The organism is Novosphingobium piscinae, from assembly GCF_014230355.1.
GTDB lineage: Bacteria > Pseudomonadota > Alphaproteobacteria > Sphingomonadales > Sphingomonadaceae > Novosphingobium > Novosphingobium piscinae.
Genome location: NZ_JACLAX010000009.1, coordinates 1 through 26083 on the forward strand (window position 1 = coordinate 1; position 26083 = coordinate 26083).

Here is a 26083-nt window from a genome sequence, read left to right on the forward strand (position 1 = left end):
TGGGCGGCGCTGGCGGCGAGCGCCGCGATCGTCAGCGGCACGACAATGTCGAGGGCCTTGCCGAGGGGCAGGGCGGATCGCCGGGGGAGGGTGAGAGAGGTCATGGGGATGCTCCAGCTGGAGGGTGTTCACAGCGCCTTGCTGTCGCTGCGAGATCCACATGAATCTAGGAAACGAGTGTAGGAAATAGTATGCTGCTATCGAGCGTGCCAGGCGGATCGATGCGGACTTATCCTTTGTCCCTTGTCGCACCTCATCAGCGCATAAGCTGGTAAAATCGTTCCAAAGAGACGACGTCCGCCATGCTCGGCGACGGTATTCTCCGTCGACTCGCAGGTAGGACGTGATTCGTTTTTTACCGAGATGTTCCGTTATTGTTCTTTCTTGTTTCCTACGCACCGCCGCCTGCGATATTCTCTCGACTCGAACCGGATCAGCCGACGAGGAGCACAGACATGACCGCAGCATCTCCCCCTGCAGACCTGGCGAACCAGGCCCTGGCCCGCGTGTTGACCCACGCGATTGCGGCCTCGGGCCGGCCCCGCCACATCATCGCGACCGAGTGTGGCATGCACCGCGAAACCCTGCTGCGTGTTGCGCGCGGCGACCGCGCGATCGGCCTCGACGAAGCGGCCCGCGTGCTTGGCGCCTGCGGCGCCTGGCCGCGCGCCAGCCTGATCCTGCTCCTCGCGGGCGAAGAGGACCTTGCGCGCGAATGGATGCACGGAGCGATGGGCGAATTTCTCGAGGAGTTCCTCGCTGGCCTTGCAGGTCAACTACAGCGGGTGCTTGGTCGGCGCGTCGAGGAAATCCGGCCCAAGTGGGCAGGGGGCACCGCGCAACTAGTATCTAGGTTGCTTGCCAAACACATCGACGATGTCGGTAGCCGCGATATCACCACGTTCTTGAATCGCTAGGCCACTGAGTTCGGAGGTATCGTATCTTCTGAATCGAGGATCAAAATGCAAGAGATCAACCACCTAAACAGTTCGAATGCAGCGGCAGGCGGCGGGCTCGGGCCCGCGCGTCTCCTCCGACTCCCCGAAGTCATTTCGCGTGTGGGTCTGGGGCGTTCCGCTATTTATCAGCGCATGAGCGAAGGGCGCTTCCCGAAATCACGATCACTTGGACCCAAATGCGCGGTCTGGGTTGAGTCGGAGATCGATGACTGCATACGCTCGGTCGCTTCGTCAAACCGTTCATAAAGGCACACTGAATCAGAGGGATTGGTGTGCACATTAAAATGGGTGGAATCTGCGGTCGTTCCGAAAGCGACTTTGAATAAATCAAAACAAAAATTTGCATAAAAATGAATTATAATGTCAATATTTGGAAAAGTTGTAATGAAAAAGTACAATTTTGTAAATAAAAATCAAATATATTGAGTAATATATTTATGACTAAACACAATATACCATTTAGTGTGACTGGATTAGACCATGTTGTGCTTCGAGCGCAGGATGCGCCAGGGCTGGTTGCATTCTACATCAATTGCATAGGCTGTAAGCTGGTCTGGGAACGCCCCGATCTGGGGCTGTGGCATCTCGGCATTGGCAATGCGATGCTCGATATAGTCAGTTTTGCAGGTCCTCTCGGTCAGTCTGGAGTTTCTGCTCCCGCCGGTCTTGGAAGGAATGTAGATCACATCTGCGTGACAATCGACAAATTTGATTTTGATAAAATTAGTAAACACTTCGCATGCTTCGGTATAGAGATTGACTATCCAAAATCACGTTATGGGGCCAAGGGCTACGGTGATTCAATTTATATACGAGATCCTGAGGGGAACGGAGTGGAGCTAAAGCGGGACACATTTGTTTGAATGTTTATTTGCAAAAGTCACCTCGAAATAATACGGCTGTAATATATAAATATGCAATAAGATCTATAATCTGATAAAATGTTTGGTTACGATCTATGTGATTTATGTGAATGGGGGATTCTGAAATATTAGCATACGGCGTGTGTTCGAGCGATAGATCTACGCGCTTCGATGATGTTCTGCCCATGCACTTTGCCTCTGGAAACCGCGATTATTTCGGCGTTGTCCTGACTTGCGCCGCGGTACGCGTCGGGAAGGCTGTCGCGCGTTTCGGCGATCTGGGCTCGAGCGAAGTCTACATCTTGCTGCGCTGGTAAGCCCGGTTCGCTTGCGCGATCGGCATTGACAAAGGTCGATGCGCCCCCCTATCAACGTCGGTGTTGATAAAAGAGTCTGGGGATCGAGGCGATGAAGTTTCACCTGATGCAGACGGGCGTTGTCGGGCGCCGCCACGAAATCGAAGCGGGCATGGCTGGCCAGCGCAACGACCTCTATCAGCGTTTTCTGGAGGAGGTTCGAGGGTATGTCCGGCTCGCAGATGATCTCGGATACTATGGCTATTGCCAGCCTGAGCATCATCTCCAGATCGAAGGCTTCGAGGCCAACAATCACCCCGGCATGTTCAGCCTTTTCGTGGGTCAGAACAGCAAGCGGTTAAAGGCCGGGATCATGGGCTACACCATGACAACGCACAACCCGGTCCGTGTCGCCGAGGAAATCGCCACTCTCGACCACATGCTTCAGGGCAGGTTGTATTGTGGCTTCACGCGCGGATACCATGCACGCTGGGTTGACAGTTATGCGGCGAAGGAAGGCGTGAGCGCCACTACCCCGGATAACGTCAAGGCCCGGGATGAGCAGGATGCGCGCAATCGCTCGATGTTCGAAGAAGGTGTCCGGGTCGTCAAGAAGGCCTGGACCAACGACGTGTTCAGTCACAAGGGTGAGAACTGGGAGTTTCCGCCGAACGGGGGCTCTGCTGGTCATCCCGCTTACGCCAAGTTCGGGAAAGGGCAGGACGCCGACGGCGTCGTTCGGGAGATCGGCATCGCCCCCCGGTGCTTCCAGGATCCCCATCCACCCATCTACGGCGGCTTTGCAGCGTCGGGGCGGACGATCGATTTCTGGGCAGAAGAGGGGGGCAAGCTGATCGTGCTCTCGGACAACCTCGATTTCTGCGAGTCGCTTAACAACCGCTACATCGCGTCAGCGGCCAAGGTTGGTCGCGAGGTGACCAACACTCAGGCGTCCGCCTGGGGAGGGTTCCTCATGCTGACCAGCGACAAGGACCGTGCAGCCAAATTGATGGAAGAGCACATGTGGTTCTGGGATGAGTGGTTCATCCCGATGGGGCAGCGGCCGCCGAACGTTCTGATCGGATCGGCTGACGAGATCGCCGACCGGATCGGCCAGGCTCACGATCGCCTTGGCTTCGACGAACTCTTTCTGATGTTTGGTCAGGGTCATCTTGAACCTGAGGAAAACCAAGAAGAATTGGAAAAGTTTATCAGCAAGGTCGCACCCCGCTTTTCGACGAAAAACGACGAAGGCGTGTTCGTATGATATCGCGTTGATAATTTGAAATATCTTTCGTTGGGAGAAATAGAATGTCCATGCAGTGCGGAATCTTCATGACCCCTTACAATCCGCCGAGCCGCACGCCGCGGCAGGTGTTTGATTGGGCTGTCGATATTGCGCGCATCGCCGATGAAGCCGGCTACGCAGACTTCATGATCGGCGAGCATTACACCCTCGGCTGGGAAAACATTCCCATGCCGGAGGCGATCATCGCGGCCTGCGCTCAGACCACCAAGCAAATCCGTTTCGCGCCGATGGCCCACCTCCTGCCGTACCACGATCCTGCCACTCTGGCCGTCCGTATCGGCTGGCTCAGCCAGGTCATGGAAGGCCGTTATTTCCTTGGCGTCGCGCCCGGGGGACATCATACGGATGCGATCCTGCATGGATTTGACGGGATCGCAGAACTCCCGCCACGCCAGCTCGAGGCTTTGGCGCTCATGGAACGTGTCTGGGAGGGCAAGCCGTTCCTCGAGAAGGGCAAGTATTTCCAGGCTGGTTTTCCGGGTCCGGACACCATGCCCGAGTACAACGTCGAGATTGCGAACAACGGCCCCTATGGCGGGCGCGCAGCGCTCGAGTTGGCGGTGACCGGCCTGTCGCAGAAGTCATCGTCGATGAAGTTTGCCGGAGAGCGCGACTATTCACCCATCTCGTTCTTTGGTGGCACGCCCCAGATGAAGGCGCACTGGGACACCTGGGCCGAGGCCATGGAGTCCAAAGGGCATACCCCGGACCGCAAGCGCTACCGGGTCTGCCGCGATGTTTTCATCGCAGACACCGATGCCGAAGCACAGCGCCTTGTTCGCAAGACTGGGATGATGAACACCTGGCACCTGTATCTCAAGGAAATCTACGTCAAGTTCGGCCTGTTCGACGGCATCATTCACGACAGCGGCGTGGACATCACGCCCGATGGCATCGATGAGCAGTTCCTGATCGATCACGTCATCCTGTGCGGCTCGCCCGAGACGGTCATTGAAAAGCTTGAAAAGCTGGCCGACCAGGTCGGCGGCTGGGGGCAGATCGTGGCCAACCAGCACGACAGCATCGAAGATCCCAAGCCCTGGGAAGAATCGCTCCGTCGGCTTGCAACGGAAGTCTGCCCGAAGGTGCGGATGCCCAACTGACCCTGCCGGACTGCCGGTGCTGGCGCGAACTATCGTGCCAGCACCGGATTTTTGCCCGAAGGGCAGAGGAGGCCTTATGAGCACTGCACGTGCCTGCGTTCTTGTTGAACCCAATCGCGTGGAGATCTGGGATGTCCCCGTGTTCGACCCGGAGCCGGGCGGAGCACTCGTCCGCATTGTGGCTGGCGGTGTATGCGGCAGCGATGTTCACATCATGTCCGGTGAAGCAGGCACCATGCCGTTTCCTATCATCCTCGGCCATGAAGGCGTCGGGCGGATCGAAAAGCTGGGCGCTGGTGTAACCACGGATTACGCTGGCGTAGATGTCAAGCCTGGAGACCTGGTGTACTGGGCGCCCATAGCACTCTGCCACAGGTGTCATAGTTGCACGGTGCTCGACGAGACGCCCTGCGATAACTCGCAATTCTTCGAAGACGCGAAGAAGCCAAATTGGGGCAGCTATGCTGACTTCGCCTGGCTTCCCAATGGACTGGCCTTCTTTCGTTTGCCTGACGGAGCCTCGGTCGATGCAGTGATCTCTCTTGGCTGCGCCTTGCCGACGGTACTGCGAGGCTTCGAACGGTGCGGTTCCGTCCGGATGGGCGATACGGTCGTGGTGCAGGGGGCGGGACCAGTAGGTCTTTCGGCAATCCTGGTTGCCAAGCTTGCTGGCGCACGCGAGATTATCGCCGTCGACATGCATGACAACCGTCTTGCCATCGCACGTGCGCTCGGGGCAACCGCTACCATATCGCTAAAGGACAGTCCGGGAGAGCGGCGTCGACAGGTTTATGACCGGGTTGCCGTCAATGGTCCCGACATTGTCGTCGAAGCAGCCGGCGTGCTGCCTGCTTTTCCCGAGGGCGTCGATCTTGCCGGAAACCATGGGCGCTATATCATTCTCGGTCTTTGGGGAGCCATAGGAACGCAGCCAATTTCGCCTCGCGACCTCACCATCAAGAATCTTACGATTGCCGGCGCAACATTCCCCAAGCCCAAGCACTACCATCAGGCGCTGCATCTGGCTGCAAGGATGCAGGCCGACTATCCGCTCGCCGCGATCGTCAGTCACCGCTTTGGAGTCAGTCAGGCACGTGACGCACTGACCGCGACAGCGTCCGGCTCGGTGATCAAGGCCGTTATCGATCCCGACCTTAATTGAATACGGAGTACAGACCATGACCAGCACGGCTGTTCCTGACGCACGCGTTCGCGCCGTTCGCCCGGCGCATGTACCGCAGGAGCTCGAGCGCGATATCGACATGTATGCTCTGGATGGCATCGCCAACGGTTATCACGAAGCGTGGAAAGCCCTTCAGACAGTCGACATGCCTGAACTCGTGTGGACACCGCTAACCGGCGGCCATTGGATTGCCACGCGCGGAGACGTGGTAAAGGAAGTCTACAGTGATCCAACGCGGTTCTCCAGCGAAGTCATCTTCTTGCCAAAAGAGGCGGGTGAAAAGTATGCCATGGTTCCAACTCGCATGGATCCTCCTGAGCATACGCCTTATCGCAAACTGCTCGATAGCGGGCTGAACCTTGCACAAATCCGCAAGGTCGAAGAACAAGTCCGACAGGCAGCTATCGATTTGATTGAACCGCTCGTCGCTAAGGGTCAGTGTGATTTTGCTGCTGACTACGCTAATGTTTTCCCGGTTAAGGTCTTCATGGCAATGGCAGATCTGCCAATGTCGGATGTTCCCAAGCTTTCCGCTCTGGCCAAGGACATGACCCGTCCGGCGGGAAATTCACCGGAAGAAATGGCGGCCACGCTCGAAGCGGCAAACGAGGGGTTCTTTGCCTATGTCGATCCGATCATTCGCGAGCGTCGCGGTAAGGATGGCACAGACCTGATATCGGTGATGGTCAACGGCCGCATCAATGATGAGCCGATGCCACACGATAAAGCGCTGGGTTTGATTTCGCTTCTGCTGCTTGGCGGCCTTGACACTGTGGTCAACTTCCTCAGTTTTTCGATGATCTACCTGGCACGGCACCCGGAGAAAATTGAAGAAATCCGGTTTGATGAGTTGAAGCTCCGCCGCGGCGTAGAAGAGCTATTCCGGCGATTCCCGGTGGTATCTGAGGCGCGCATGGTCGCGGTAGACCAAGTTTACCGCGGAGTGGAGCTTAAGCGCGGCGATATGATCCTGCTCCCAACCGCTTTGCACGGTCTGGACGAATCCGCCAACGCCGACCCGTGGGATCTGGATTGGGAGCGCAAAGCTCCGCAGCACAGCACATTTGGTGGCGGTCCGCACCGCTGTGCTGGGCTGCACCTGGCCAGACTGGAAGCGACAGTCACACTGCAGGAATGGATCAAGCGCATTCCAACCTTCCGCCTCGCAGAAGGTGCGAACCCCGTTTATCATTCGGGCATTGTCGCAGCGGTCGAGAACGTCCCGCTGGTATGGCCCTGACCCCCAAAAAAGTCACAGAATGAGGATAGTGTAATGGCCAAGCGGCTCGAAGAACGCGTCTGTGTTGTCACCGGCGCTGCACAAGGTATGGGCCGCGCAAGTGCCCGTGAGATGGCCCGTGAAGGCGCCAAGGTCATCGTCGCGGATATCAATGAGGCGGCAGGGCGGGACGCTGTTGACTTGATCATCAGTGAGGGAGGTACCGCTCAGTTCATCAAGGTCGATCTGCGCAGCAGCGAGTCCATTCGCAACCTAATGGACCAGACAGCCAAGCTGTACGGTGGGATCGATGTGGTGCACGCGAATGCAGCGATACATGAGACTGATCTCACCCCCAACACCTCTATCGAGGAACTTCCCGAGGAAATTTGGGATGTCGTGAACGACATCAATCTGAAAGCTGTTTGGCTCTGTACCAAGTATGCTGTCCCCTACCTCAAAAACTCGGAGGCGGCGGCAATCGTTAATGTAGCGTCGACCGGTGCAACCGTGGCCTATCCCATGGCAGCAGCATACTGTGCGACGAAGGGCGGTGTCGAAATGCTGACCAAGGCAAGTGCAACCGACCTCGCGAAGTTCGGCATCAGGGTCAATTGCTACTGTCCTGCAGCGATCCGGACGCCGATGCTGGAAAAGTACATCAGCGCGGCCGATGATCCTTCTGCAGTGGAGGCATTCCTGCGGGGCGCGCACCTGCTGCCACGTTTGGGCGAACCTGAAGAGGTTGCAAAACTCGCAGTGTTTTTGGCGTGCAGCGACAGCTCGTTTATTACAGGTGCCGCCTATCTGATCGACGGCGGCGCACTAGCTTGGCGTGGCCTCAACGCAGCGTGATCAATCGGTGCCGCGGTGCTCTGGTGCCGCGGCAGCGATATCCATAGCCTGCATGATCGCCAGACGGCCAACACCGAGCCCGACCGCATTCTTAAGGTGGACTCGAAAGCCAGGACGAAACCGGTGACTTGGCGCCGCATCGCAGGCCAAGGCAGATAGCTCCTTGATCCGGGCACGGACCGTACCGCTACGCCAAGGGATGGCACAGTATTCGAAAAAGCCCGTGAACATGTCCGGCGACAACCTCAGCAGCGATTCAAGGAACCCGGGCAATTCGCTCGAAAACCCCTCCCAAAACGGATCGTCGCCGACATATTGGTTCCATAGGTCCTGGCTTTCCGGTTCCAGAGGCGCTTGAGGGTCGAGCAGTCCCCGCTCTGCTGCCGCATCAAGTACCGCTGTCGCTGTCACCATAAGGGAATGCACACCTAAACCAGAGGTTAGCGCGATAATCTCTTGGACCTGCGCGACCGACGCGCCAGCATCGAGGCAGCGTTCGATTGCTGCGCCGACTTCGGCACGGTCAAGCGCTGTAACAGACGAACTGACTGCAAGGGTAACGAGGGCGGCAGATAGGGCGTCTAGCGGCTCTCCATCGGCGAGGTCCCGCGTGTAGCGCTCAGCTTCATCGCGCAATGCGGCAATGGTTACATCGGTCATGAGGTAACTTTGGTACCGGCTACGCATTCTGTCAACTTAGGTGTTGACCGTCACGGCCTGCTCGTCATACACACGATCTGGGAAGAGGAGAGTCGGCTGTGGCGTCGCTTGAAGAGCGTATCAAGAGGCTGGAAGATCGCGCTGAAATCCAGGATTTGGTTGCAGGATACTTCCGTGCTTCCGACGATGACGACTTCGATGTCCTTGCGACCTGCTTCACCCATGACGCCCGTTTCGAAGCTTCTGGTTTCGACGATGCTTCTGGCCCTGCGGCAATTGTTGGTCTGATCAGAGCCGCGAGATCTGGCATGGGCCAGACCGTGCATACGCCCAATTACGTGCACATCAGCTTTACGGGGCCAGATTCTGCCGACGGGACTGCCTGCGCCCATCTTGAATTAGGCCTTGGTGCCGAAACCTATTTTGGCGCCGTGCGGTACCTCGACAAGTACGTCCGCGAGGATGGCGTGTGGCGTATCGCTGTACGAGCCATGAAGGTGGTGCACATAGGGCCATGGTCTGAGGCGGGACAGTCGTTGACCTCCGAGCTTAATGTCCGTTGGCCTGGGGCTGAGCCTGCACGCAGTGATTTTCCAAGGCTGTAAGGGCGGCAGATTTTTTTTGCCCAACCAGTCAACGTTAATGTTGAACCACAAGGTGCCGATGAGCGCCAAGACGGGAGAAAAGTGATGAAATTCACCAACCAGCGTGCGCGTTCGTCTGTGTTGTTTGCTGGGGCCTCCTTGGCTGCCTTGTTGGCCGCTCAGCCTGCAGTGGCCGCAGAGGCGCCGGAGCAGCCTGCCACGCCGCAGGCAAGCGACAGTGCTGATCAAGGTAGTGCCGACGCGATCGTGGTGACCGCCCGCCGTAAGGCGGAAAAGCTGGCCGATGTCCCAGTCTCGGTAGCCGCGCTCGGTGCCGGTGAGCTGACCGAGCGTCGGATTTTCTCTGAATCGGATCTGCAGACCGCTACTCCTGGCCTTACTGTTCGGCAGACCAACTCGTCGAACCAGATCAGTTTTTCGCTGCGTGGTCAGTCGCTGGATGCGTTCTCGTTCGCCTCGCCTGCGGTGCTGAACTATATCAATGAGTTCAATGCCCAGTCGACGTCTTCCAGCGCGTTCTACGACCTGCAGTCGATCCAGGTCCTGAAGGGCCCGCAGGGCACACTGTTCGGCCGGAACGCGACTGGTGGCGCGGTGCTCTATGAAACACGCAAGCCCGACGCGAATTTCGGTGGCTATGCCCGTCTCAGCTACGGCAACTACAATAACGTAGTCGCGGAAGGTGCTATCAATGTGCCTGGCGAGGTCATTTCCGGGCGTGTAGCGGCGCAGTACCAGAAGCGCGACGGCTATCAGCGGAACCTTCTGCTCGGTACGCGCAACGCGTCGATCGATAACTTCTCGGTGCGTCCTACAATTCAGATCAAGTCCGGTGGATTCACCAATACTACAGTCTACCAATATGCCTTCACAGGGGGCGTCAGTGCCGGCCTGCGTGCTACCAACTACTATGGCGTGAACGGCAGTTCGGGCGCCAACACCGATGCCAAGAACAACTTTGTGAATGGTCAGCCTTACGCTGGGCAACTCGGCTTCGGTCTTCCTTCGGCCACGCTCTATCCTGACGGAATCGCACCCAATCTTGAATATGGAGCACAATTTGCGAAGTTTGGTTTCAGCGGACTGCCGAGCTTCATCAATGCGCAGAAAAACTTCGGCTTTTACGATATTTTCAACAATCAGACCGGAGCCCATCAGGGGCGCCAGCACCTTCTGACCAACACCACAACATACGAGTGGGACAACAATCTTCAGTTGAAGAACGTGTTCGGCTTCAACCACTCGAAATCGCGAGATCGAACTGACGTGGATGGTACGCCGTTCGAGCCGCTCAACATCGGGTTTGATGGCGGCACGTCGGCGACCAATTTCGGCAATCCCAAGATCGGTGGTCCGGGTGCTGAAGGCTATACTTATGTTCAAAGGCAGCTGTCCGATGAGCTTCAGCTGTCAGGCAAGTCCGGTAGGCTGACCTACATCGGTGGCCTATACTACTTTGAAGGCAAAGATGCCCAGCGCCTTCCTCTCGTGTTTGCTCCAGACTACGTCGCTGCTCTTGGCGACAACTTGGGCAGCTTTCTCCGTGAATACCAGGTCGTATCAAAATCCAAGGCGGTTTACGCCCAGATGACCTACGCGCTGAGTGATCAGCTGAATGTCACGGGTGGTGCTCGCTACACTTGGGAGCAGACCAACTACACGCCCGCAAGGCGTACTGCAGGCTTCAATCCTTTCCTCGATGACTTCAACGTTGGGCAGGGAGTCGGGCCGGAGGAGCTGAAGGCCAGCAAGCCAAGCTGGACGGTTTCTCTGGATTACAAGCCGACCAGCAGTCTCCTCCTGTATATCACGCACCGTGGCTCGTGGCGCACTGGAGGGTTCAACGGCACCGCGACGTCGGTGAACTCAGCCGGCAAGACGGTTGGTAATCGCTTCCTGCCTGAGACCACCTACGACTTTGAAGTCGGTGCGAAGTTCAATGGCGAAATCGGTACCATGCCAGCTACGCTCAACATCGCTGCCTACGACCAACATATCAGCAATGTCATTCGCGCCGTCTATCTGGGTGTCGCCGCCGTCAGTGGTAACGTCGAGAAGGCTCGCGTCACCGGGCTCGAGGCGGATGCATCTCTGCGGGTGTCGCCATGGTTCCAGATTGGCGGGACGCTGGCTTACACCAACGCGCGCTATACGAAAAACACGGCTATCGTGGGTAACACCGTGGTCAAGTTCGGTCCCTATGGCGACGTGCCTGAATGGACTGGTTCGGCCTACGCCAAGGTGGAGCACGAAATTGCCTCGGTTGGTACAGTGTCACTGCGTGGCGATATGTATAGCCAGTCGGCATTCTACTACTCGAATGCCGCGGCAACCATTTTGCCTGGTACGCGGATCGACGGATACACTCTGTTCGATCTTCGCGCCGAACTCAGCAATGCTTTCGGAACCGGCGCCACCGTCTCCGCCTATGTCAAAAACCTGACGGACAAGAAGTACAATGTGGGCGGTTTCGCACTCGGTGCGGTCAACGCTATCAATTCGGTCCTGCCGGGTCTGCCGCGCATGTACGGCGTGGAAATCAAGTACGACTTCTGATCGGCGACCAAGCTGCCCCGTGAGCATCGCGTGACCGCATCAAAGATGCTGCACGGGGCAGGCGTTCAACTGCCAAGGAGAATGACTGTGGACCCTGTTATTAGGATCGCCGAGGAGCGCGAAATCGAGCGCATCGTATTTGACTACGCCTACTACCTCGACATGAACATGCCGGAAAAAATGATCGAGCTTTTTACCGAGGAGTGTGAAGTCAGCTATGCCCCAAACTTCGGGGCAACTGGCATTGAGGCCTATGCCAAGACGCTTGACGGGATCGGAACATTCTTCCGCGCAACGTCGCACCACGTCTCAAACATCGTGATCGACTGGGTGAGCGACACCGAAGTTGTGCTTCGGGCCGCCGTTCTGGCCATTCACCGCTATACCAAGGATCGTCCAGATGGCATCCTCTATGGTCAATACCACGATGTCATCGTCAAGCGTGATGGCCAGTGGAAGTTCAAGCGGCGGATTCTCAAGACTACGATGACCACCGACTACCACGTCAAGGCGTCGAACCCGATCGGCCGTCTGGAGTAAATTCACATGCGAGGCGACTACACCAGCATCCGGATCGAGCATGAGGAGGCACTCAGCTGGATCGTGCTGGATCGCCCTGAGGCGGCGAACGCGCTCTCGCCCCAGCTGCTCGACGAGTTTGCAGATGCGCTGGAGCGGCTCAAGCGAGAGGGCGGTCCCGTCATCGCCATCCGCGGCGAGGGCAGGGGCTTCTGTGCCGGGATGGACCTGTCCAGCTATGGAGCGGGCGACAATGGCCCGGCCGATCCAATGCTGGACCATGAACGTCTTCGGTCGAACGTCGCGCGCTGGCTGATGATGTGGGACCATCCCAAGCCCGTCATCGCCGCGGTTCATGGCTTCTGCCTTGCTGCCGCAGCGCAGATGTGCGTCTTCGCGGATATCACTGTCGTCGCGGACGACGTGCGCATTGGCGAGCCGACCATCCCGATCGGCGGCGGCTTCATCGCCCCCACCTGGGTCAGTCTGGTAGGACCGAAGCGCGCCAAGGAGTTCGCCTTTGTGCCCGGTAACTGGATCGATGGCCCGACAGCCGTCGCCTGGGGATGGGCCAATCATTGTGTTCCCGCAGCGGACCTGATTCCCGCGGTTCGCTCGCTCGCCCAGCGCGTCGCCATGACCCCGCCCGACGTGCTGCGGCTGAAGAAGCTATCCATCAATCGCGCAACCGAGGCAGCAGGTTTCCGCCAGGCGCTGTCCGGGATCGCCGATATCGATGCGCTGCTCCATCTCGCACCCGCAGTGCTCGAGGTCAGGCAACGCATGAAGGACCAGGGCCTCAAGGCCGTGATCCAGCAATTCAAGGTTGCGCCGACGAGCCCGCTCGTGGCGCCGAAGGAGTAGTTCATGGCAGACGTAGAGTTTTCAATCAAAGGGCATGTCGCCCATGTTCGGCTGAACCGCCCGCAGGGTCTCAACGCAATCACCCAGGAGATGGACGACCTGCTGTTCGATGCGTGGTCGACGATCAACACCAACCCCGACATCTGGTGCGCCGTCCTGTCCGCCGAAGGCGAGAAGGGCTTTTGTATCGGGGCGGATGTGTCTGGCGGCGCCGAGCGCAAGGTGCGTATGGCGCTGGGCGGCGGACTTACCGGGATCGGGGGGCCGTTGGTGACACTGCGCAAGCCGCTCATTGCTGCAGTGCAAGGCTTCTGCGTCGGGGGCGGCTTCGAACTCGCGATGTGCGCGGATATCATCGTCGCTGCTGAAACCGCACAATTCGGCCTGCCCGAAACCAAAGTCGGCATTATCGGGGAATGCGGAGTCGTTCACCGTGCGATGCGGCAGTTGCCTCACCACATTGCCATGGGCATGATCCTTACCGGAGAGCGGATCAAAGCTGACGTCGCCGAAAGGTTCGGGCTGGTCAACGAAGTCGTGCCCTTCGCAGATCTGTCCCAGGCCGCGCAGAAATGGGCGGACAAGATCAACGCCGCATCCCCGCTGGCCAACCAGGCGGCAAAGGCTGCCGCGCTCGGCCGCCTGGGCCACCCACTCGAAGTCGCTTTGATGACGCGCTTCGAGGAGATCGAGCAGTACGCGGAAAGCCAAGACAAGCGGGAGGGCGAACTGGCGGGGGCCGAGCGGCGCAAGCCGGTCTGGACCGGTCGCTGAGATGGCGGTCGATGGCGCGCCCGGATCCGTAGAAACCGATATCCGGGTGGAGATCGATCCGGGCCATTTCCGCTCGGTGCTCGGCAACTATCCGACCGGTGTCTGCGTAATCACGGGCATCAACCAGGATGGAGAAGCTGCCGGCCTGGTGGTTGGATCGTTCACTTCGGTGTCGCTCAACCCGCCGCTCGTCGCGTTCTTCCCCGACCGCTCGTCCAGCAGCTGGCCGCTGGTCAGGGCCGGTGGGTACTTCTGTGTAAACGTGCTCGCCGAAGACCAGCTGGAGCTTTGCCGCCGGTTCGCTTCACGCGGCGGAGACAAGTTCGCCGGCACGTCGCACCGCTTGTCCGCCCGCGGCATCCCGCTGCTCGACGATGTCGTTGCCCATATCGAATGCGTTATAGCCGACGAGATCGAAGCAGGCGACCACACGATCGTGCTGGGCCGGGTGGAACACCTGGTCGTGGAACGCGCGGCCGGCCCCTTACTGTTTCTGAAGGGCGCCTACGGCCGGTTCACCGAATCAAGCTGACAGACATTGTCTGCCGATCTGCACCACTATCCGCCCAATCCCGACTACGGGGGGGGCGTGTTCCGGCGGCGGATAGCCTATGAGCGCAAGGCGTGCGGGGCACAGATCTCCCTTCTCGACGAGTATCACGACATGGCCATGGCCATCGTCCTGGCGGAGGGTGTCATCTCTGACGTGCGAGCCAGAATGGACCGGTACCCCAAGACTAGCTGCCAAGGCGCCATGGCTGCGCTTGGAATGCTGAAGGCGCAGCCGGCGGCAGCCGCTCTCGGTTCGCTTTCAGCTTTAGATCGCAGCAGCCATTGCACCCACCTTGTGGACCTCGCCCGGCTCTGTCTCGGTTGGCTACTTCGCGACGAACCCGACGCGGTGATCGAGGTGGCCCTGACCGATCGTGACCCGGGTGGCTGCCAGCGGCTTGACGTCAGGAAGAACGGAACGGTTGTTGTCGCCTGGGTGCTTCAGGACGAGATCTTGGCAGAGCCTAGAGCGTATCAGGGGCAAAGCCTCTTTGGTGGGTTCTCGCGGTGGGTCACGGAGCAGTTCGATGCAGCCGAAGCGGAGCTGTGGCGGATCGCCCAGATGGCGGTCTTCGTCGCGCGCGGACGAGCCTATATCGTCGACAGCCCGGTGCCGCGCCGGGTGTCAGAGGAGCCTCTGCGGCGCGGTGCCTGCTACAGCTTCAGCGGAGCCCGGTTCGAGACCGCTTACGACAACATGGACTACGTGCGCGACATGAGCGACGGGCTGCCGCCGCTGGAGGCGGCGACGTCGCCCTGTGCGAGAGAAGGGGAAGCGCAATGACCGCAATCGCCAGCATCGACGACATCATCGACGAGGCGCGCAATGCGCGACCGTTCATTCTGGTCGATGCCGACGACCGTGAGAACGAAGGCGACATCATCGTTCCCGCCCAGTTCGCAACGCCCGACCGGATCAACCAGATGGCCATCCACGCGCGGGGCCTCATCTGCCTGGCGATAACGGCACAGCGCGCAAGCGAGCTGGAACTGCCCTTCATGTCGAGCGACAACCGGTCTGGGCATGGAACGGCGTTCACGGTGTCGATCGAAGCTCGGGAAGGGGTGACTACCGGGATCTCGGCCTATGATCGTGCGCGGACGATTTCTGTCGCGGTGAATGCCGCTTGCGGACCACAGGATCTCGTTTCACCCGGCCATGTGTTCCCGCTGGTTGCCCGCGACGGCGGCGTGCTGGTAAGAGCCGGGCATACCGAGGCAGCCGTGGACATCGCCCGCTTGGCGGGGCTGATCCCGGCGGGGGTGATCTGCGAAGTCATGAACCCTGACGGGACAATGGCCCGCTTGTCCGATCTTGTTCCGTTTGCCGAAAAGCACGAGATGAAGATCGGCACGATTGCCGACCTAATCGCGTGGCGCCGGCGGACCGAATCCCTTGTCGAACGGGTCGCCAGTGGCCCTTTCGAAAGCCACTATGGCGATAGCTGGACCATTCACGTTTACCGCGACCGGGTCGACCAGGCAGAACACGTCGCTCTGGTGCGCGGCGCGATCAGTCCGGGGTGCGACACACTCGTCCGCGTTCACCAGTTCGATCTCACCGCGGACTTGCTGGGCTATCGCAACGCGCACCCCGATTATGTTCCTTCAGCGCTTCGCCAAATGGCCCAGCATCACGGTCCTGCAGTGGCGGTTTTTGTCCAGGACCCCGACCGCTCGTCAATCTCGCGCCGCGTGCTTGGCGGGCGGGGCGAATATGCGCGCGTGTCCAGCGAACGCGATTACGGCATCGGTGCGCAGATTCTAAAGGATCTCGGCGTCGGCCGGATGGCTCTACTCACCTCCAGTCGCCGCAAGATGGCGGCGCTGGAAGGATTCGGGCTGGAGGTGGTCGACCGCCGGGCGATAATCGGGAGCTGACGTTCTGTCTGGACCTGCCTTGTCATCGCTGCCCGAGATGGATAGGCCACAGCACATGGCAACGACCAGCAACATATCCAAACGCCGCAAGTCTGCACTTGAAGAAGGCAGTGCCGACTATCTGGCCAAACGCGCGGAACTGGTCGAGATCGCGGGCCGGCAGTTCAAAGTTCACGGCTTCAAGGCAACAACGCTGGCCGAAATTGGCCACAAGGCAGGACTCGATCGCGCCACTGTGTATTACTACTTTGGCAGCAAGGAAGAACTGTTCCGCGAGTGCCTCAGGGTCGGCGTGGAAGCGAATATTGCCGCATGCGAGGCCATTTTTGCGGACAAAACGCTCGAGCCGGCACAGAAGCTGAGGTCAGTGATAACCCAGCTGATGTCCGCCTACGACCAATACTATCCCCACATGTACGTCTACATTCAGGAGGAAATGAGCCGGATCACGAGCGAAAAGAGTGCCTGGGCTCAACGCATCGTGACCAAGACCCGCACCTTTGAACGAATTGTGTTAAGCCTGATCAGCGAATTGATCAGCAGTGGGGAGATGCGTAGCGACATCGCAGTTTCGGTGGCGGCCAATGCCGTGTTCGGCATGCTCAATTGGACGCATCGATGGTATCAACCCGGCGGTGCGCATTCGGCGCCCGAGATATCCGACGCTTTCTGCGAGATATTCTTCAGCGGGATGCAAAAGCGGTAACTCAGCCGCCCGATTGAAGCCGCGCCCGCAAGACCCGTTTGTCCACCTTGGTCGCCGACATCGGCCATTCGCCGTCGGAAACAAAGAGCACCGCTCTAGGCACCTTGTAGCTCGCGATCTGGCCTTGGCAAAATGCGATGAGTTCAGCTTCGCTGGCATTACATCCAGGACGCAGTTCTACAAATGCCACGGGGACCTCATCGAGACGGGGATCGGGACGACCAACCACCTCGGCCAGCTTTACAGCGGGATGGCCGCAAAGATAGGCCTCGACCTCGATTGCTGCCACGTTCTCGCCGCCTACTTTCAGCATATCTTTGGCGCGGCCATGGAATGACAGTTGGCCATCGGGGGCGCGAGCATAGAGGTCGCCGGTGTGCAGCCACCCCTCGCCATCGAGCGCCTCCGCGGTCTTTTCAGGTGACCGGTGGTAACCGTCCATCACGCAGTATCCGCGAACCAGAATCTCACCCACTTGATTGGCAGCGAGTTCCACGCCGCTGTCGGGATCGACTATCTTCACCTCGACACCCGGCACGGCTTTTCCCTGGCTGACGGTGCGCTGCTCGGGTGTTTCATCGGGCGAACACAAGGCGAAGATGCCCGCGGTCTCGGTCATGCCGCAAGCTTGCATGAACTCGGCCTTTGGGAATGTGCGTTGCGCGCGGTCGACCAAGGCTGGGGGAGCGATGAGGAGCACCTTGCGCAGCGCCGCCAAGCGGCCAGGATGAAACTCCGGATGGTCGAGCAAGGGCTGCAGGATGGCAGGAAACCACGGCCATGCCACGCTGACCCGCTCACGCTCCATCAACTCGAGGGCGCGGCCCGCATCGAACATCACATCGGTCACGTAGGTCCCGCCCGTACCGATTACGCCGATGAACGGCGCAAGCGAGCCGATGTGGAAAAGCGGGCCGCCTCCCCAGGTCACATCGTGCTCCCGGGCGCGGAAGCGTCGCCCGGCTCGCTCTACCGGCCCACGCGTTACGGCTTCATGGCTGAGTAGGCAGCCCTTCGGATTTGCAGTTGTACCAGAAGTATAGATGATCAGAGCCGTGTCGCGCAGCCGTGTCGCGCGGCGTGCTGCATCGACTCGGGCGAAAGGCACGCTGTGGGCCGCCTCGATCAGCGCCGATCGGGTCATGAACCCCGCCGGCGCATCGCCTTCTAGCACTACGATGGCGCGCAGCAGGGGAGCTTCTGCAAGCGACAGCGGAGCATCTGCGCTGCTCGCAGCCAACGATGGCAACGCATTCGTCAGGACTTCGCGGAAGTCGACGTACCGCGTATCTGCTGCTGTCGTAAGGATCAGCGCAAGGTCGGCATTCTCGATGATGTAGCCGAGTTCTAGGCTCTTGTGTCTGGCATTGAGCGGTACCGCCACGCAGTTGGCGAGGGCGGTCCCGAAAAGGGCTGTCACGAGTTCCCGGCTGTTGTTCGCTAGGATACCGACCTTGGCCCGAGCGCTGAGACCCAGGCCGAGGATGCCGCGCGCGATCTCCGTCGAGGCCTCGTACAGTTCGGCATACGTCAAGGCCAGCCCGGGCATGACGAGCGCACTGCGGTCGGGGTGCGTGGCTGCGCTGCGAACAAGCAGGTCCGCTAGCGGCGAAACCTCAGACCACTCGGTTGCTAACAAGGCGAAACTCTCCCGCGCGATCGCTTGTTGGTTTCAACATGTAGATTGATGCCCACGCTGTCAACGGTAATGTTGATTGTATATGTGGAGGCTCACGCCAGTTCGAAGCCCGCATAGTCATGATAGGCAACCTGCTCACAGCGCTTGCGGTATTCTGGCCCGCCGCCCACGTGGACCAGCGTGCGCCTGACGACGGTACCGTCCGGTTTGGTCGTGGTCCTGACCCACCAAGCATTCGCTTCGGCCAGCAATGTCCGCGAGAACTCTTGGTAAATAGACTCGGTCCACTCTTCCTCGGCAGCCTGCGAGGGTTCGGAGAAAGTGAGCCCTTTGGCTGAAAGATAGATGAGCATTTGCGTGACCCATTCCGCCTGCAGTCCCCCGCAGACGCCGACGTTGCAGAACGCCGATCCGTTGTGCGGCCCGACCAACGTGAAGAAATTGGGGAAGCCGCGCGCCTGCAGGCCAAGGTAGGTGGAGGGTCCCTCCGCCCAGGCCTCCTTCAGGGGGCGGCCACTCTTACCGCGAATGTCAATGCGGTCGAGCGAGCCTGTCACCGCGTCAAAGCCGGTCGCGAAGATGATGACATCAAGCTCATAGAACCCGTCGGCGGTCTGAATGCCAGTCTCCGTGATCCGCTCGATCGGTGCCTCCCGGATATCGACGAGGCGCACGTTGTCCTTGTTGAAGGCCTCGTAGTAGTTGGTCTCCATCGGCACGCGCTTGCCGCCAAACGGATGGTCCTTGGGGATCAGCTTCTCGGCGACTGTTTGGTCCTTAACCCGTTGGCGGATCTTGCCGGCGATGAAGTCAGCGAGGAACTTGTTTGACTCCTTGCTGACGAGAAGGTCACGGAAGCCGCTGAGCCAGATGCCGTAGCCAGGCTGGTTGTAGAGTTCCTCGAAGAACGCTTCTCGCTCCTCGGCAGGCACGTCGATCGCCTTGCGGCGGTCGCGGTGATACGGAAAGGCCGTGTCGGTGATCTTCACGTATTCGAGGATGCTGGGGAACCGCGCCTTGATCACCGACATCTCTTCCGCGCTGATCGGCGTGTTACCAAGCGGCGTGCACCAGTTGGGCGACCGCTGGAACACGAAAAGTTCGCCCGCGCTCTCTGCCACGATCGGGATGATTTGCACCCCGGTGGCTCCGGTCCCGATGATCCCGACGCGCTTCCCGGCAAAGTCGATGTCTCGCGGCAGGCCAGCATCATCGACCGGCCAGCGCGATGAGTGGAAGGACTCGCCCTTGAACAAATCGATCCCGACGATGTCGGGCATGCGCGTCGCCGAGAGGGGCCCCGTCGCGGAGATCAGGAAGCGGCAAGTGATGACTTCCGACGTGTCGAGGTTCACGGTCCAGACGTTGGCCTCATCCTGATAGTGAGCGGCCACAACCTTGGTATTGAAGCGGTACAGTCTACGCACATCCATGGCATCAGCTGCGCGATTGGCATAGCGCAGCATCTCAGGCTGGGCGGCGAACCGCTCCCGCCAATCCCAGTCGGGGATGATGCCCTTCAGGGCGAAGTAGCCATAGGCATAGCTCTCGGTGTCGAGCCTGCAGCCCGGATAGCGGTTCCAGAACCAAGTTCCTCCCACGTCTGCGCCAGCTTCAATTCCGCAAACGGAAAGGCCGGCCTGCTCCAGCAGGTAAGTCTGGTAGATGCCGGTGACCCCGGCGCCGATGACAACAACATCGAACTGAGGCTTCTGCTCACCGCTTACCATTGGACCACCTTCGCGATTCCGTCAGCGGAACGGCCCGCTGCGTCAAAAATACTCTAACGAATATGGATATTCGGTCAAGAATAAAATTCCGCGCGTCATGCCCGCCGCAGCACCGCATGGCGCGGGCTAGGTGTACTCAGCGTGAGGAGTCAGCCAGACGACCTCAGGCAGGTTAGCAGAAAAATAAGGTGACCCTGGCGCCCTGGGTCAGGGAGAACCCGCAGCGTGCACTGCCGAGGGATCGCTGACGCCTACTGTTCTGAGCGCCAATACCGCCAGTTCAGCCGCTACCGCTTCGGCATCCCAACGGCCGTCCGGTTGAAACCAAGTGAACGCCCAGGACGCCATCCCCCCCAGTGCAGAGGCTGCAAGCGAGGGATCGGAAAGCGCAAATTGTCCGCTGCTTGCGCCCTCGGTCAGCAACCCTCGCAGCATGCGGTGGAAATGGTGTTTAGACTCGTTGATGGCATCGCCTTCCGCAGCAGGTAGACTTTTGGCCTCCCTAAAATATAGTGCGACTTCACGGCGATGCTCGATCTGTAGCTTCACGAAATAGCGTATGACTTGCGCCAGACGAGCTGCAGGGTCGCCGATGAGCGTCGTGCTGTAGGCAACGGTCTTGTCTGCAGCCGTAGCTCCTGCCCGGCACACGTGCACGAGCAATTCCGCTTTGTTGCGGAATCGCGAATAAATGAACTGTTTCGTGACACCGAGCTCTTCTGCGATCGACTCAAGTGAGGTTGCGTCATAGCCCTTCTCAAAGAACTGTCGCACAGCCTCCTCGAGGATCCGGCGTCGCTTGATCTCGTCGACTTCCGCCTTGATAGGATTAATCTCAACTGTGGGCATGGGAAGGCTTCTCGACATTGGGCCCAGCGCAAACCAGTTTGCGTGTTTAGATTGGCGCAGACCAGTAGGGCTTATCCAGGGCAGCTGACAACTGCCGAGGATCGTCTTGGCGGTCAAGCGACTCAGCGAAGCGCGACAAGTTTGTTCCGTGCAAGGGCTGGGCTTTCGCTGAAAAAGGCAGGAGCGCGTCTTCAAGGCAATTCATGGAAACAAGTGGACGGCCTACCATTCCAGCCGGCCGGTACCGCGGCTGCTAACCGAGACAGGTCTCTGCCGGCCAGGTAGACAGCCCGAGACCTGCGTTGCTGTTCGTAGCTTTAGGCTGTTGACGCTCGCTGTATCGCTGGGGACTTCGGCGTAAATCCAGGCGCAAGCTGATGGCTATGCTAAGCAGGCCATATCTCGCGCAAGCCCGCAGACAATGGTATTCTTGACAGAATATATTTATTCTCGTACGAATTTTATCTGATTGGATGCGATGTGGCTGAAACGGACCCCGGCGCGCTACGGAAGCCGGAAGCCGGAAGCCGGAAGCCGGAAGCCGGAAGCCGGAAGCCGGAAGACGGCAGCCGGCAGCGGGCTGGCTGGTCGGTTGAGATTTGCAAGGGCTAGCAAAGTGAGCGAAGAGGTTCTTGCGCTTGTTGACGGAGCTGTTGGGCGAATATCTCTAAACCGACCCCGTGCTCTTCACGCGCTAACAACCCGTATGGTGAAAACGATCACGAACGCCCTGCTGTGCTGGCGAGGGCGCACAGATATTCAGGCGGTGCTGATAGACCATTCCGCGGAGCCCGATGATGACGCGAAGCGCTCACGCGGGTTCTGTGCCGGCGGCGATATCAATCTGCTCCGTCGCAGCGCGATCGAGGACAACGGCAGGGAAGGTCGTCGATTCTTCTTTGACGAATATCGTCTGAACCATCTCCTTTACATGTACGAGTCCGGCTTTGGTGGGCAGCCCATCGTCGCGTTCATGGACGGTGTCACCATGGGTGGCGGCGTGGGTATCTCGCAGCCGGCCCGGTTCCGCGTGGCTACGGAGAATACGCGCCTTGCCATGCCGGAAAGTGGCATCGGTTTATTCCCTGATGTCGGCGGCGGATGGTATCTGTCTCGCCTGGCGGGCCGGCTTGGACAATACCTTGCGCTGACCGGAGCTCGCCTCGATGGCGCCGAATGTATGTGGGCAGGGCTTGCCAGCCACTACCTCCCGGCCGAGCAGATCGAAGTAGCTAAGGCACGTCTAGTCTTTGGTGAAACGCCGGAAAACGTGCTCGGGGATCTGTCAGTAAACCCGCCTGAGCCTGCGCTGGCGCGCTATGCCGGTGACATTGAACGCCTATTTGCCAGCGACCAACTTGATGAGATCATCGCTACGACTGCAGCTGAAGGTGGAGCCTTTGCCGCGAGCATTCTCGACAAGCTTAGGGCCAAGAGTCCGACGTCGTGCAAAGTCGCGCTGAGGCAGCTGGCGACCAGTCTGAAGCTCCCAGACTTCGCTGCAAACATGGCCATGGAATATCGGTTAGCTGCGCGCGTGCTCGTCATGCCGGATTTTGCCGAAGGGGTCCGCGCGATGATTGTCGACAAGGACAACGCTCCACTTTGGTCGCCCTCGACCTCAGAAGCGGTGAGCCCCGCCACGCTTGATGCAATCTTCAATCACCTGCCACAACATGAAGAATGGACTCCGCTGTGACTTATGAAACTATCTTGGTTGAGACATTTGGCGCAGTGACGCTTATCACGATCAATCGCCCCAAGGCCCTGAACGCGCTCAATTCCCAAGTCTGTGCCGAGCTCGTGAGAGCGTTTGCGACATTTGAGGCTGACGAAGCCCAAGGGTGCGCTGTGCTGACCGGCAGTGGCGATAAGGCATTCGCTGCGGGCGCGGATATCAAGGAAATGGCGGACAAGCGCGCGGCGGAATTCTTTCTCGCAGACTTCTTCGCCGATTGGCAGTCGCGTTTAGTCAAGTCGACGCGCAAGCCATGGATCGCCGCAGTGAATGGCTTCGCGCTCGGTGGCGGATGCGAGCTCGCCATGATGGCCGACTTTATCATTGCGGCCGATTGCGCCAAATTTGGTCAACCCGAGATCAAGCTAGGTGTTGCTCCGGGAATGGGCGGGTCCCAGCGGCTCACTCGCGCCGTTGGTAAAGCTAAGGCGATGGAGATGTGCTTGACGGGTCGGATGATGGACGCCGCAGAAGCCGAGCGGAGTGGCCTAGTAACGCGGGTCGTGCCCCTGAAGGAGCTTGCAGAAGATGCACTTCGCACCGCAAATCTTATCGCCAGTATGCCGCGCATGGCTGCGATGGTGAATAAGGAAATGGTCAACACCGCGTTCGAGACCACTCTGGAACAGGCCTTGGTTAGCGAACGGCGCCTGTTCCAGATACTGACCGCTACACAAGACAAGGCGGAAGGCATGGAAGCATTCATCAAGAAGCGTCCAGCAGTTTGGCAAGGCCGCTGAGCGTCGCGAGCCTTTATCGATTGTCACGTGCGCACCGGAAACAAAGTGCCCCTAGGCTGCTCCCAAAGCATGACAGCGTCGGATGCTTACACCAGGCAAGCGTTACCTGACGCCTGCCTGGTGGTGAAAATTTGGGCTGCTGGACGCATCAGTGGCCGCATGCAGACTCTAGAGAACGGGTTCGAGTTTGCTTCCGAGAAACAAGTCATTCTCGAGCTGTGAACCACCAGCCCAAGCTTCAAACGGCAGCGAGTTACGCCGGTGCATACATGTTGGTACCGAACCGAAAAGAGGGTCGAATCATGAGCGGAGCGGAAGTGGTCATCGTCGGGGCCGGCCATGCCGGCGCCCAGGCGGCGCTGGTGCTGCGCCAGGCGGGCTTCACCGGCTCGGTAACCATGATCGGGCGCGAGAGCGAGCCGCCCTATGAGCGCCCGCCGCTGTCGAAGGAATACTTCGCCCGCGAGAAGACCTTCGACCGGCTCTACATCCGCCCGCCGCAGTTCTGGGGCGAGAAGGACGTGGCGCTGAAGCTGGGGGTCGAGGTCACCGCGGTCGATCCCGCGGGCAAGGTCCTGACCCTGTCCGACGGCACCGCCTTCACCTATGGCACGCTGATCTGGGCCACCGGCGGCGATCCGCGCAAGCTGACTTGCGCCGGGGCGGACCTCGCCGGGGTCCACGCGGTGCGCACCCGCGCCGACTGCGACCAGCTGATGGGCGAGATCGACGGCGGGGTGAAGCGCATCGTGGTGATCGGCGGCGGCTACATCGGGCTCGAGGCGGCCGCCGTGCTGACCAAGCTCGGCTGCCATGTCACCCTGCTGGAAGCCTTGCCCCGCGTGCTCGCCCGCGTCGCGGGGCCCGAGCTCTCGGCTTTCTACGAGGCTGAGCACCGCGCCCACGGGGTCGACCTGCGCACCGGCGTGGCGGTGGACTGCCTCGTCGGAGAGGGCCGCGTCACGGGCGTGAAGCTCGCCGACGGCAGCGTGATCCCGGCCGAGGCGGTGATCGTGGGGATCGGCATCGTCCCAGCGGTGAGCCCGCTGATCGCGGCCGGTGCCGCGGGCGGCAACGGAGTGGAGATCGACGAGTACTGCCGCACCTCGCTGCCCGATGTCTACGCCGTGGGCGACTGCGCGAGCTTCGCCTGCGACTATGCCGGCGGCATGGTGATGCGGGTGGAATCGGTCCAGAACGCCAACGACCAGGCCGCCTGCGTGGCCAGGGCGATCTGCGGCGAGGCCAAGCCCTACCGGGCACTGCCGTGGTTTTGGTCGAACCAGTACGACCTCAAGCTGCAGACCGCGGGCATCTCGGCGGGCTACGACCAGGCCGTACTGCGCGGCAACCCCGACGACCGCTCGTTCTCGGTCGCCTACCTCAAGCAGGGCAAGTTCATCGCGATGGACTGCGTCAACGCGGTCAAGGACTATGTCCAGGCGCGCAAGCTGGTCGAGCTGGGAGCGGTGGTCGATCCGGCGGCTCTGGCCGATGCCACGGTGGCACTGAAAGAACTCGCGGCGATGTAAACGAAAGGTTTTTGGCAAATTAGCCCAAGCGCTTCGGCAAAATGCAGCCACAGTCGATCGTTCAGAACAGTAATAGAAAAATTCACTATTCTAAAAACGCTGCGAATATAATCTGAAAAATCCGTCCATACTTCAACCGAGACGGATGATTCAAGACGTAGCGAGCCACCAACCATATGATGACTGACGCCGCAAGGACTTGGTGATCAAACTTTTTGTGGAGCGCCGATGTGGTCGCCAAGGCAAGCAGCTAATCCGAAACGCCTGCGAGATACCTGGGGATCATAAACGGGAAGGGGCCAGCCAGATAGCGTCGGATGAAGGCTCCGCAGCAGGTGACTGTCTATTCCGCGCGCCAACCGCATGCGCCCGAAGCTGCGTCAAGAGCCTGACCATAAGGATCATCGCGTCGACTAGTGCATGGTCTTGTCTTGAGAACGATGTAAGCTGACCTGCTGCCGATCAATGCCGAGGATCGTTGCCGGCAGTAGGGAGTTGGGTAGGTGCACATCGGTCCACGCTCATCCACGTTTTTTTTGGGGCATTGCTGGGGGGCTAATACGTACCCATCCGGTGAGCCCCGCCTTGTCCGGCCCCTGAGTGAGCGCTGTTAAGCGTACTCTTGTGCGTGCGCTTAGGAGCGGTGGATGAGCCAGATCACGGTGTTTCCGGGGCCGGAACGGCGCCGGCGGTGGAGCGAGGAGGAACGGCTGCGCGTGCTGGCCGAGGCGTTTTCGCCGGGAGCCTGCGTGGCTGAGGTCTGCCGGCGGCACGATATCTCGACCTCGCTGATCTACACCTGGCGCAACAAGCTGCGGCAGGCTCATGCCGAGGCGGAGGCCAGCGAACCGGCCGTGCCCGCCTTTGCCGAGGCCGTGGTCGTCGATGAGGATACAGGGTCGTGCGCCAGGGCAGCTCCAGCCAACCTGCATGGTGTTTGACTCACGGGGG

25 protein-coding genes are annotated in these 26083 nt (G+C 59.6%); 21 read left to right on the forward strand and 4 right to left on the reverse strand.

Annotated elements, in window-relative coordinates; all coding sequences use genetic code 11:
- The first annotated feature begins 455 nt into the window (after positions 1-455).
- From H7F53_RS10225 to H7F53_RS10260, 8 genes are all read left to right on the forward strand, one after another.
- Entirely contained in the window at positions 456-917 is a 462-nt protein-coding gene (locus H7F53_RS10225; protein ID WP_185679388.1) for a transcriptional regulator, read from the forward strand.
- 45 nt (positions 918-962) lie between these two features.
- Positions 963-1205: an AlpA family phage regulatory protein gene (locus tag H7F53_RS10230; protein ID WP_185679389.1), complete on the forward strand. Its 243-nt coding sequence runs from the start codon at positions 963-965 to the stop codon at positions 1203-1205.
- 191 nt (positions 1206-1396) lie between these two features.
- On the forward strand, positions 1397-1822 hold the full coding sequence (locus tag H7F53_RS10235; RefSeq protein ID WP_185679390.1) for a VOC family protein: 426 nt from the start codon (positions 1397-1399) through the stop codon (positions 1820-1822).
- 408 nt (positions 1823-2230) lie between these two features.
- On the forward strand, positions 2231-3385 hold the full coding sequence (locus H7F53_RS10240) for an LLM class flavin-dependent oxidoreductase (protein WP_185679391.1): 1155 nt from the start codon (positions 2231-2233) through the stop codon (positions 3383-3385).
- Positions 3386-3435: 50 nt separating this feature from the next.
- The gene (locus H7F53_RS10245; protein WP_185679392.1) at positions 3436-4530 is read left to right on the forward strand and encodes an LLM class flavin-dependent oxidoreductase; all 1095 of its coding nucleotides are present in this window, start codon (positions 3436-3438) and stop codon (positions 4528-4530) included.
- 76 nt (positions 4531-4606) lie between these two features.
- On the forward strand, positions 4607-5692 hold the full coding sequence (locus tag H7F53_RS10250) for a zinc-binding dehydrogenase (protein ID WP_185679393.1): 1086 nt from the start codon (positions 4607-4609) through the stop codon (positions 5690-5692).
- Positions 5693-5708: 16 nt separating this feature from the next.
- Entirely contained in the window at positions 5709-6953 is a 1245-nt protein-coding gene (locus H7F53_RS10255) for a cytochrome P450 (RefSeq protein WP_246438816.1), read from the forward strand.
- Positions 6954-6986: 33 nt separating this feature from the next.
- Positions 6987-7787, forward strand: a complete 801-nt coding sequence (locus H7F53_RS10260; RefSeq protein ID WP_185679394.1) for an SDR family NAD(P)-dependent oxidoreductase — start codon at positions 6987-6989, stop codon at positions 7785-7787.
- Here the strand turns inward: H7F53_RS10260 and H7F53_RS10265 are convergent, their stop codons facing one another.
- Positions 7788-8447 (reverse strand): carboxymuconolactone decarboxylase family protein, encoded by a 660-nt coding sequence (locus H7F53_RS10265; RefSeq protein WP_185679395.1) that lies wholly within the window; start codon positions 8445-8447, stop codon positions 7788-7790.
- Between the two features lie 98 nt (positions 8448-8545).
- Here H7F53_RS10265 and H7F53_RS10270 point away from each other — a divergent pair, with 98 nt between their 5' ends.
- The 9 genes from H7F53_RS10270 to H7F53_RS10310 all read left to right on the forward strand — a co-directional run bounded on the left by H7F53_RS10270 (position 8546) and on the right by H7F53_RS10310 (position 16904).
- Positions 8546-9052 carry a nuclear transport factor 2 family protein gene (locus H7F53_RS10270; RefSeq protein ID WP_185679396.1) on the forward strand — a complete coding sequence of 169 codons (507 nt, stop codon included), beginning with the start codon at positions 8546-8548 and terminating at the stop codon, positions 9050-9052.
- A gap of 84 nt (positions 9053-9136) precedes the next feature.
- Positions 9137-11608, forward strand: coding sequence for a TonB-dependent receptor (locus H7F53_RS10275; protein WP_185679397.1), 2472 nt, complete (start codon positions 9137-9139; stop codon positions 11606-11608).
- An 87-nt stretch (positions 11609-11695) separates the two neighbouring features.
- On the forward strand, positions 11696-12148 hold the full coding sequence (locus tag H7F53_RS10280) for a nuclear transport factor 2 family protein (RefSeq protein ID WP_379542785.1): 453 nt from the start codon (positions 11696-11698) through the stop codon (positions 12146-12148).
- Positions 12149-12154: 6 nt separating this feature from the next.
- Positions 12155-12991: an enoyl-CoA hydratase/isomerase family protein gene (locus tag H7F53_RS10285; RefSeq protein ID WP_185679398.1), complete on the forward strand. Its 837-nt coding sequence runs from the start codon at positions 12155-12157 to the stop codon at positions 12989-12991.
- A gap of 3 nt (positions 12992-12994) precedes the next feature.
- Positions 12995-13765 carry an enoyl-CoA hydratase-related protein gene (locus H7F53_RS10290; RefSeq protein ID WP_185679399.1) on the forward strand — a complete coding sequence of 257 codons (771 nt, stop codon included), beginning with the start codon at positions 12995-12997 and terminating at the stop codon, positions 13763-13765.
- 1 nt (position 13766) lies between these two features.
- Positions 13767-14297, forward strand: coding sequence for a flavin reductase family protein (locus H7F53_RS10295; RefSeq protein WP_185679400.1), 531 nt, complete (start codon positions 13767-13769; stop codon positions 14295-14297).
- A gap of 6 nt (positions 14298-14303) precedes the next feature.
- Entirely contained in the window at positions 14304-15101 is a 798-nt protein-coding gene (locus tag H7F53_RS10300; RefSeq protein WP_185679401.1) for a DUF2889 domain-containing protein, read from the forward strand.
- Positions 15098-16198 (forward strand): 3,4-dihydroxy-2-butanone-4-phosphate synthase, encoded by a 1101-nt coding sequence (gene ribB, locus H7F53_RS10305; RefSeq protein ID WP_185679402.1) that lies wholly within the window; start codon positions 15098-15100, stop codon positions 16196-16198. Before H7F53_RS10300 ends, ribB begins: the two co-directional genes overlap by 4 nt.
- Before the next feature lie 55 nt (positions 16199-16253).
- Positions 16254-16904, forward strand: coding sequence for a TetR/AcrR family transcriptional regulator (locus H7F53_RS10310; protein WP_185679403.1), 651 nt, complete (start codon positions 16254-16256; stop codon positions 16902-16904).
- Position 16905: 1 nt separating this feature from the next.
- On the opposite strand, the gene H7F53_RS10315 is transcribed toward H7F53_RS10310, so the two are convergent.
- The 3 genes from H7F53_RS10315 to H7F53_RS10325 all read right to left on the reverse strand — a co-directional run bounded on the left by H7F53_RS10315 (position 16906) and on the right by H7F53_RS10325 (position 21239).
- The gene (locus H7F53_RS10315) at positions 16906-18543 is read right to left on the reverse strand and encodes a class I adenylate-forming enzyme family protein (protein WP_185679404.1); all 1638 of its coding nucleotides are present in this window, start codon (positions 18541-18543) and stop codon (positions 16906-16908) included.
- 92 nt (positions 18544-18635) lie between these two features.
- A complete protein-coding gene (locus tag H7F53_RS10320; protein ID WP_185679405.1) occupies positions 18636-20273 on the reverse strand; it encodes a flavin-containing monooxygenase in 1638 nt (545 codons plus the stop codon).
- Between the two features lie 207 nt (positions 20274-20480).
- On the reverse strand, positions 20481-21239 hold the full coding sequence (locus H7F53_RS10325; RefSeq protein WP_185679406.1) for a TetR/AcrR family transcriptional regulator: 759 nt from the start codon (positions 21237-21239) through the stop codon (positions 20481-20483).
- Positions 21240-21738: 499 nt separating this feature from the next.
- Between H7F53_RS10325 and H7F53_RS10330 the strand changes: the two genes are divergently transcribed.
- The 4 genes from H7F53_RS10330 (at position 21739) to tnpA (ending at position 26073) form a co-directional block, all read left to right on the forward strand.
- A complete protein-coding gene (locus H7F53_RS10330) occupies positions 21739-22821 on the forward strand; it encodes a 3-hydroxyisobutyryl-CoA hydrolase (RefSeq protein WP_185679407.1) in 1083 nt (360 codons plus the stop codon).
- The gene (locus H7F53_RS10335) at positions 22818-23600 is read left to right on the forward strand and encodes an enoyl-CoA hydratase-related protein (RefSeq protein WP_185679518.1); all 783 of its coding nucleotides are present in this window, start codon (positions 22818-22820) and stop codon (positions 23598-23600) included. Before H7F53_RS10330 ends, H7F53_RS10335 begins: the two co-directional genes overlap by 4 nt.
- Positions 23601-23902: 302 nt before the next feature.
- Positions 23903-25132 carry an NAD(P)/FAD-dependent oxidoreductase gene (locus H7F53_RS10340; protein WP_185679408.1) on the forward strand — a complete coding sequence of 410 codons (1230 nt, stop codon included), beginning with the start codon at positions 23903-23905 and terminating at the stop codon, positions 25130-25132.
- A gap of 647 nt (positions 25133-25779) precedes the next feature.
- The gene (gene tnpA / locus H7F53_RS10345) at positions 25780-26073 is read left to right on the forward strand and encodes an IS66-like element accessory protein TnpA (RefSeq protein WP_185679409.1); all 294 of its coding nucleotides are present in this window, start codon (positions 25780-25782) and stop codon (positions 26071-26073) included.
- The last annotated feature ends 10 nt before the right edge of the window (positions 26074-26083 follow it).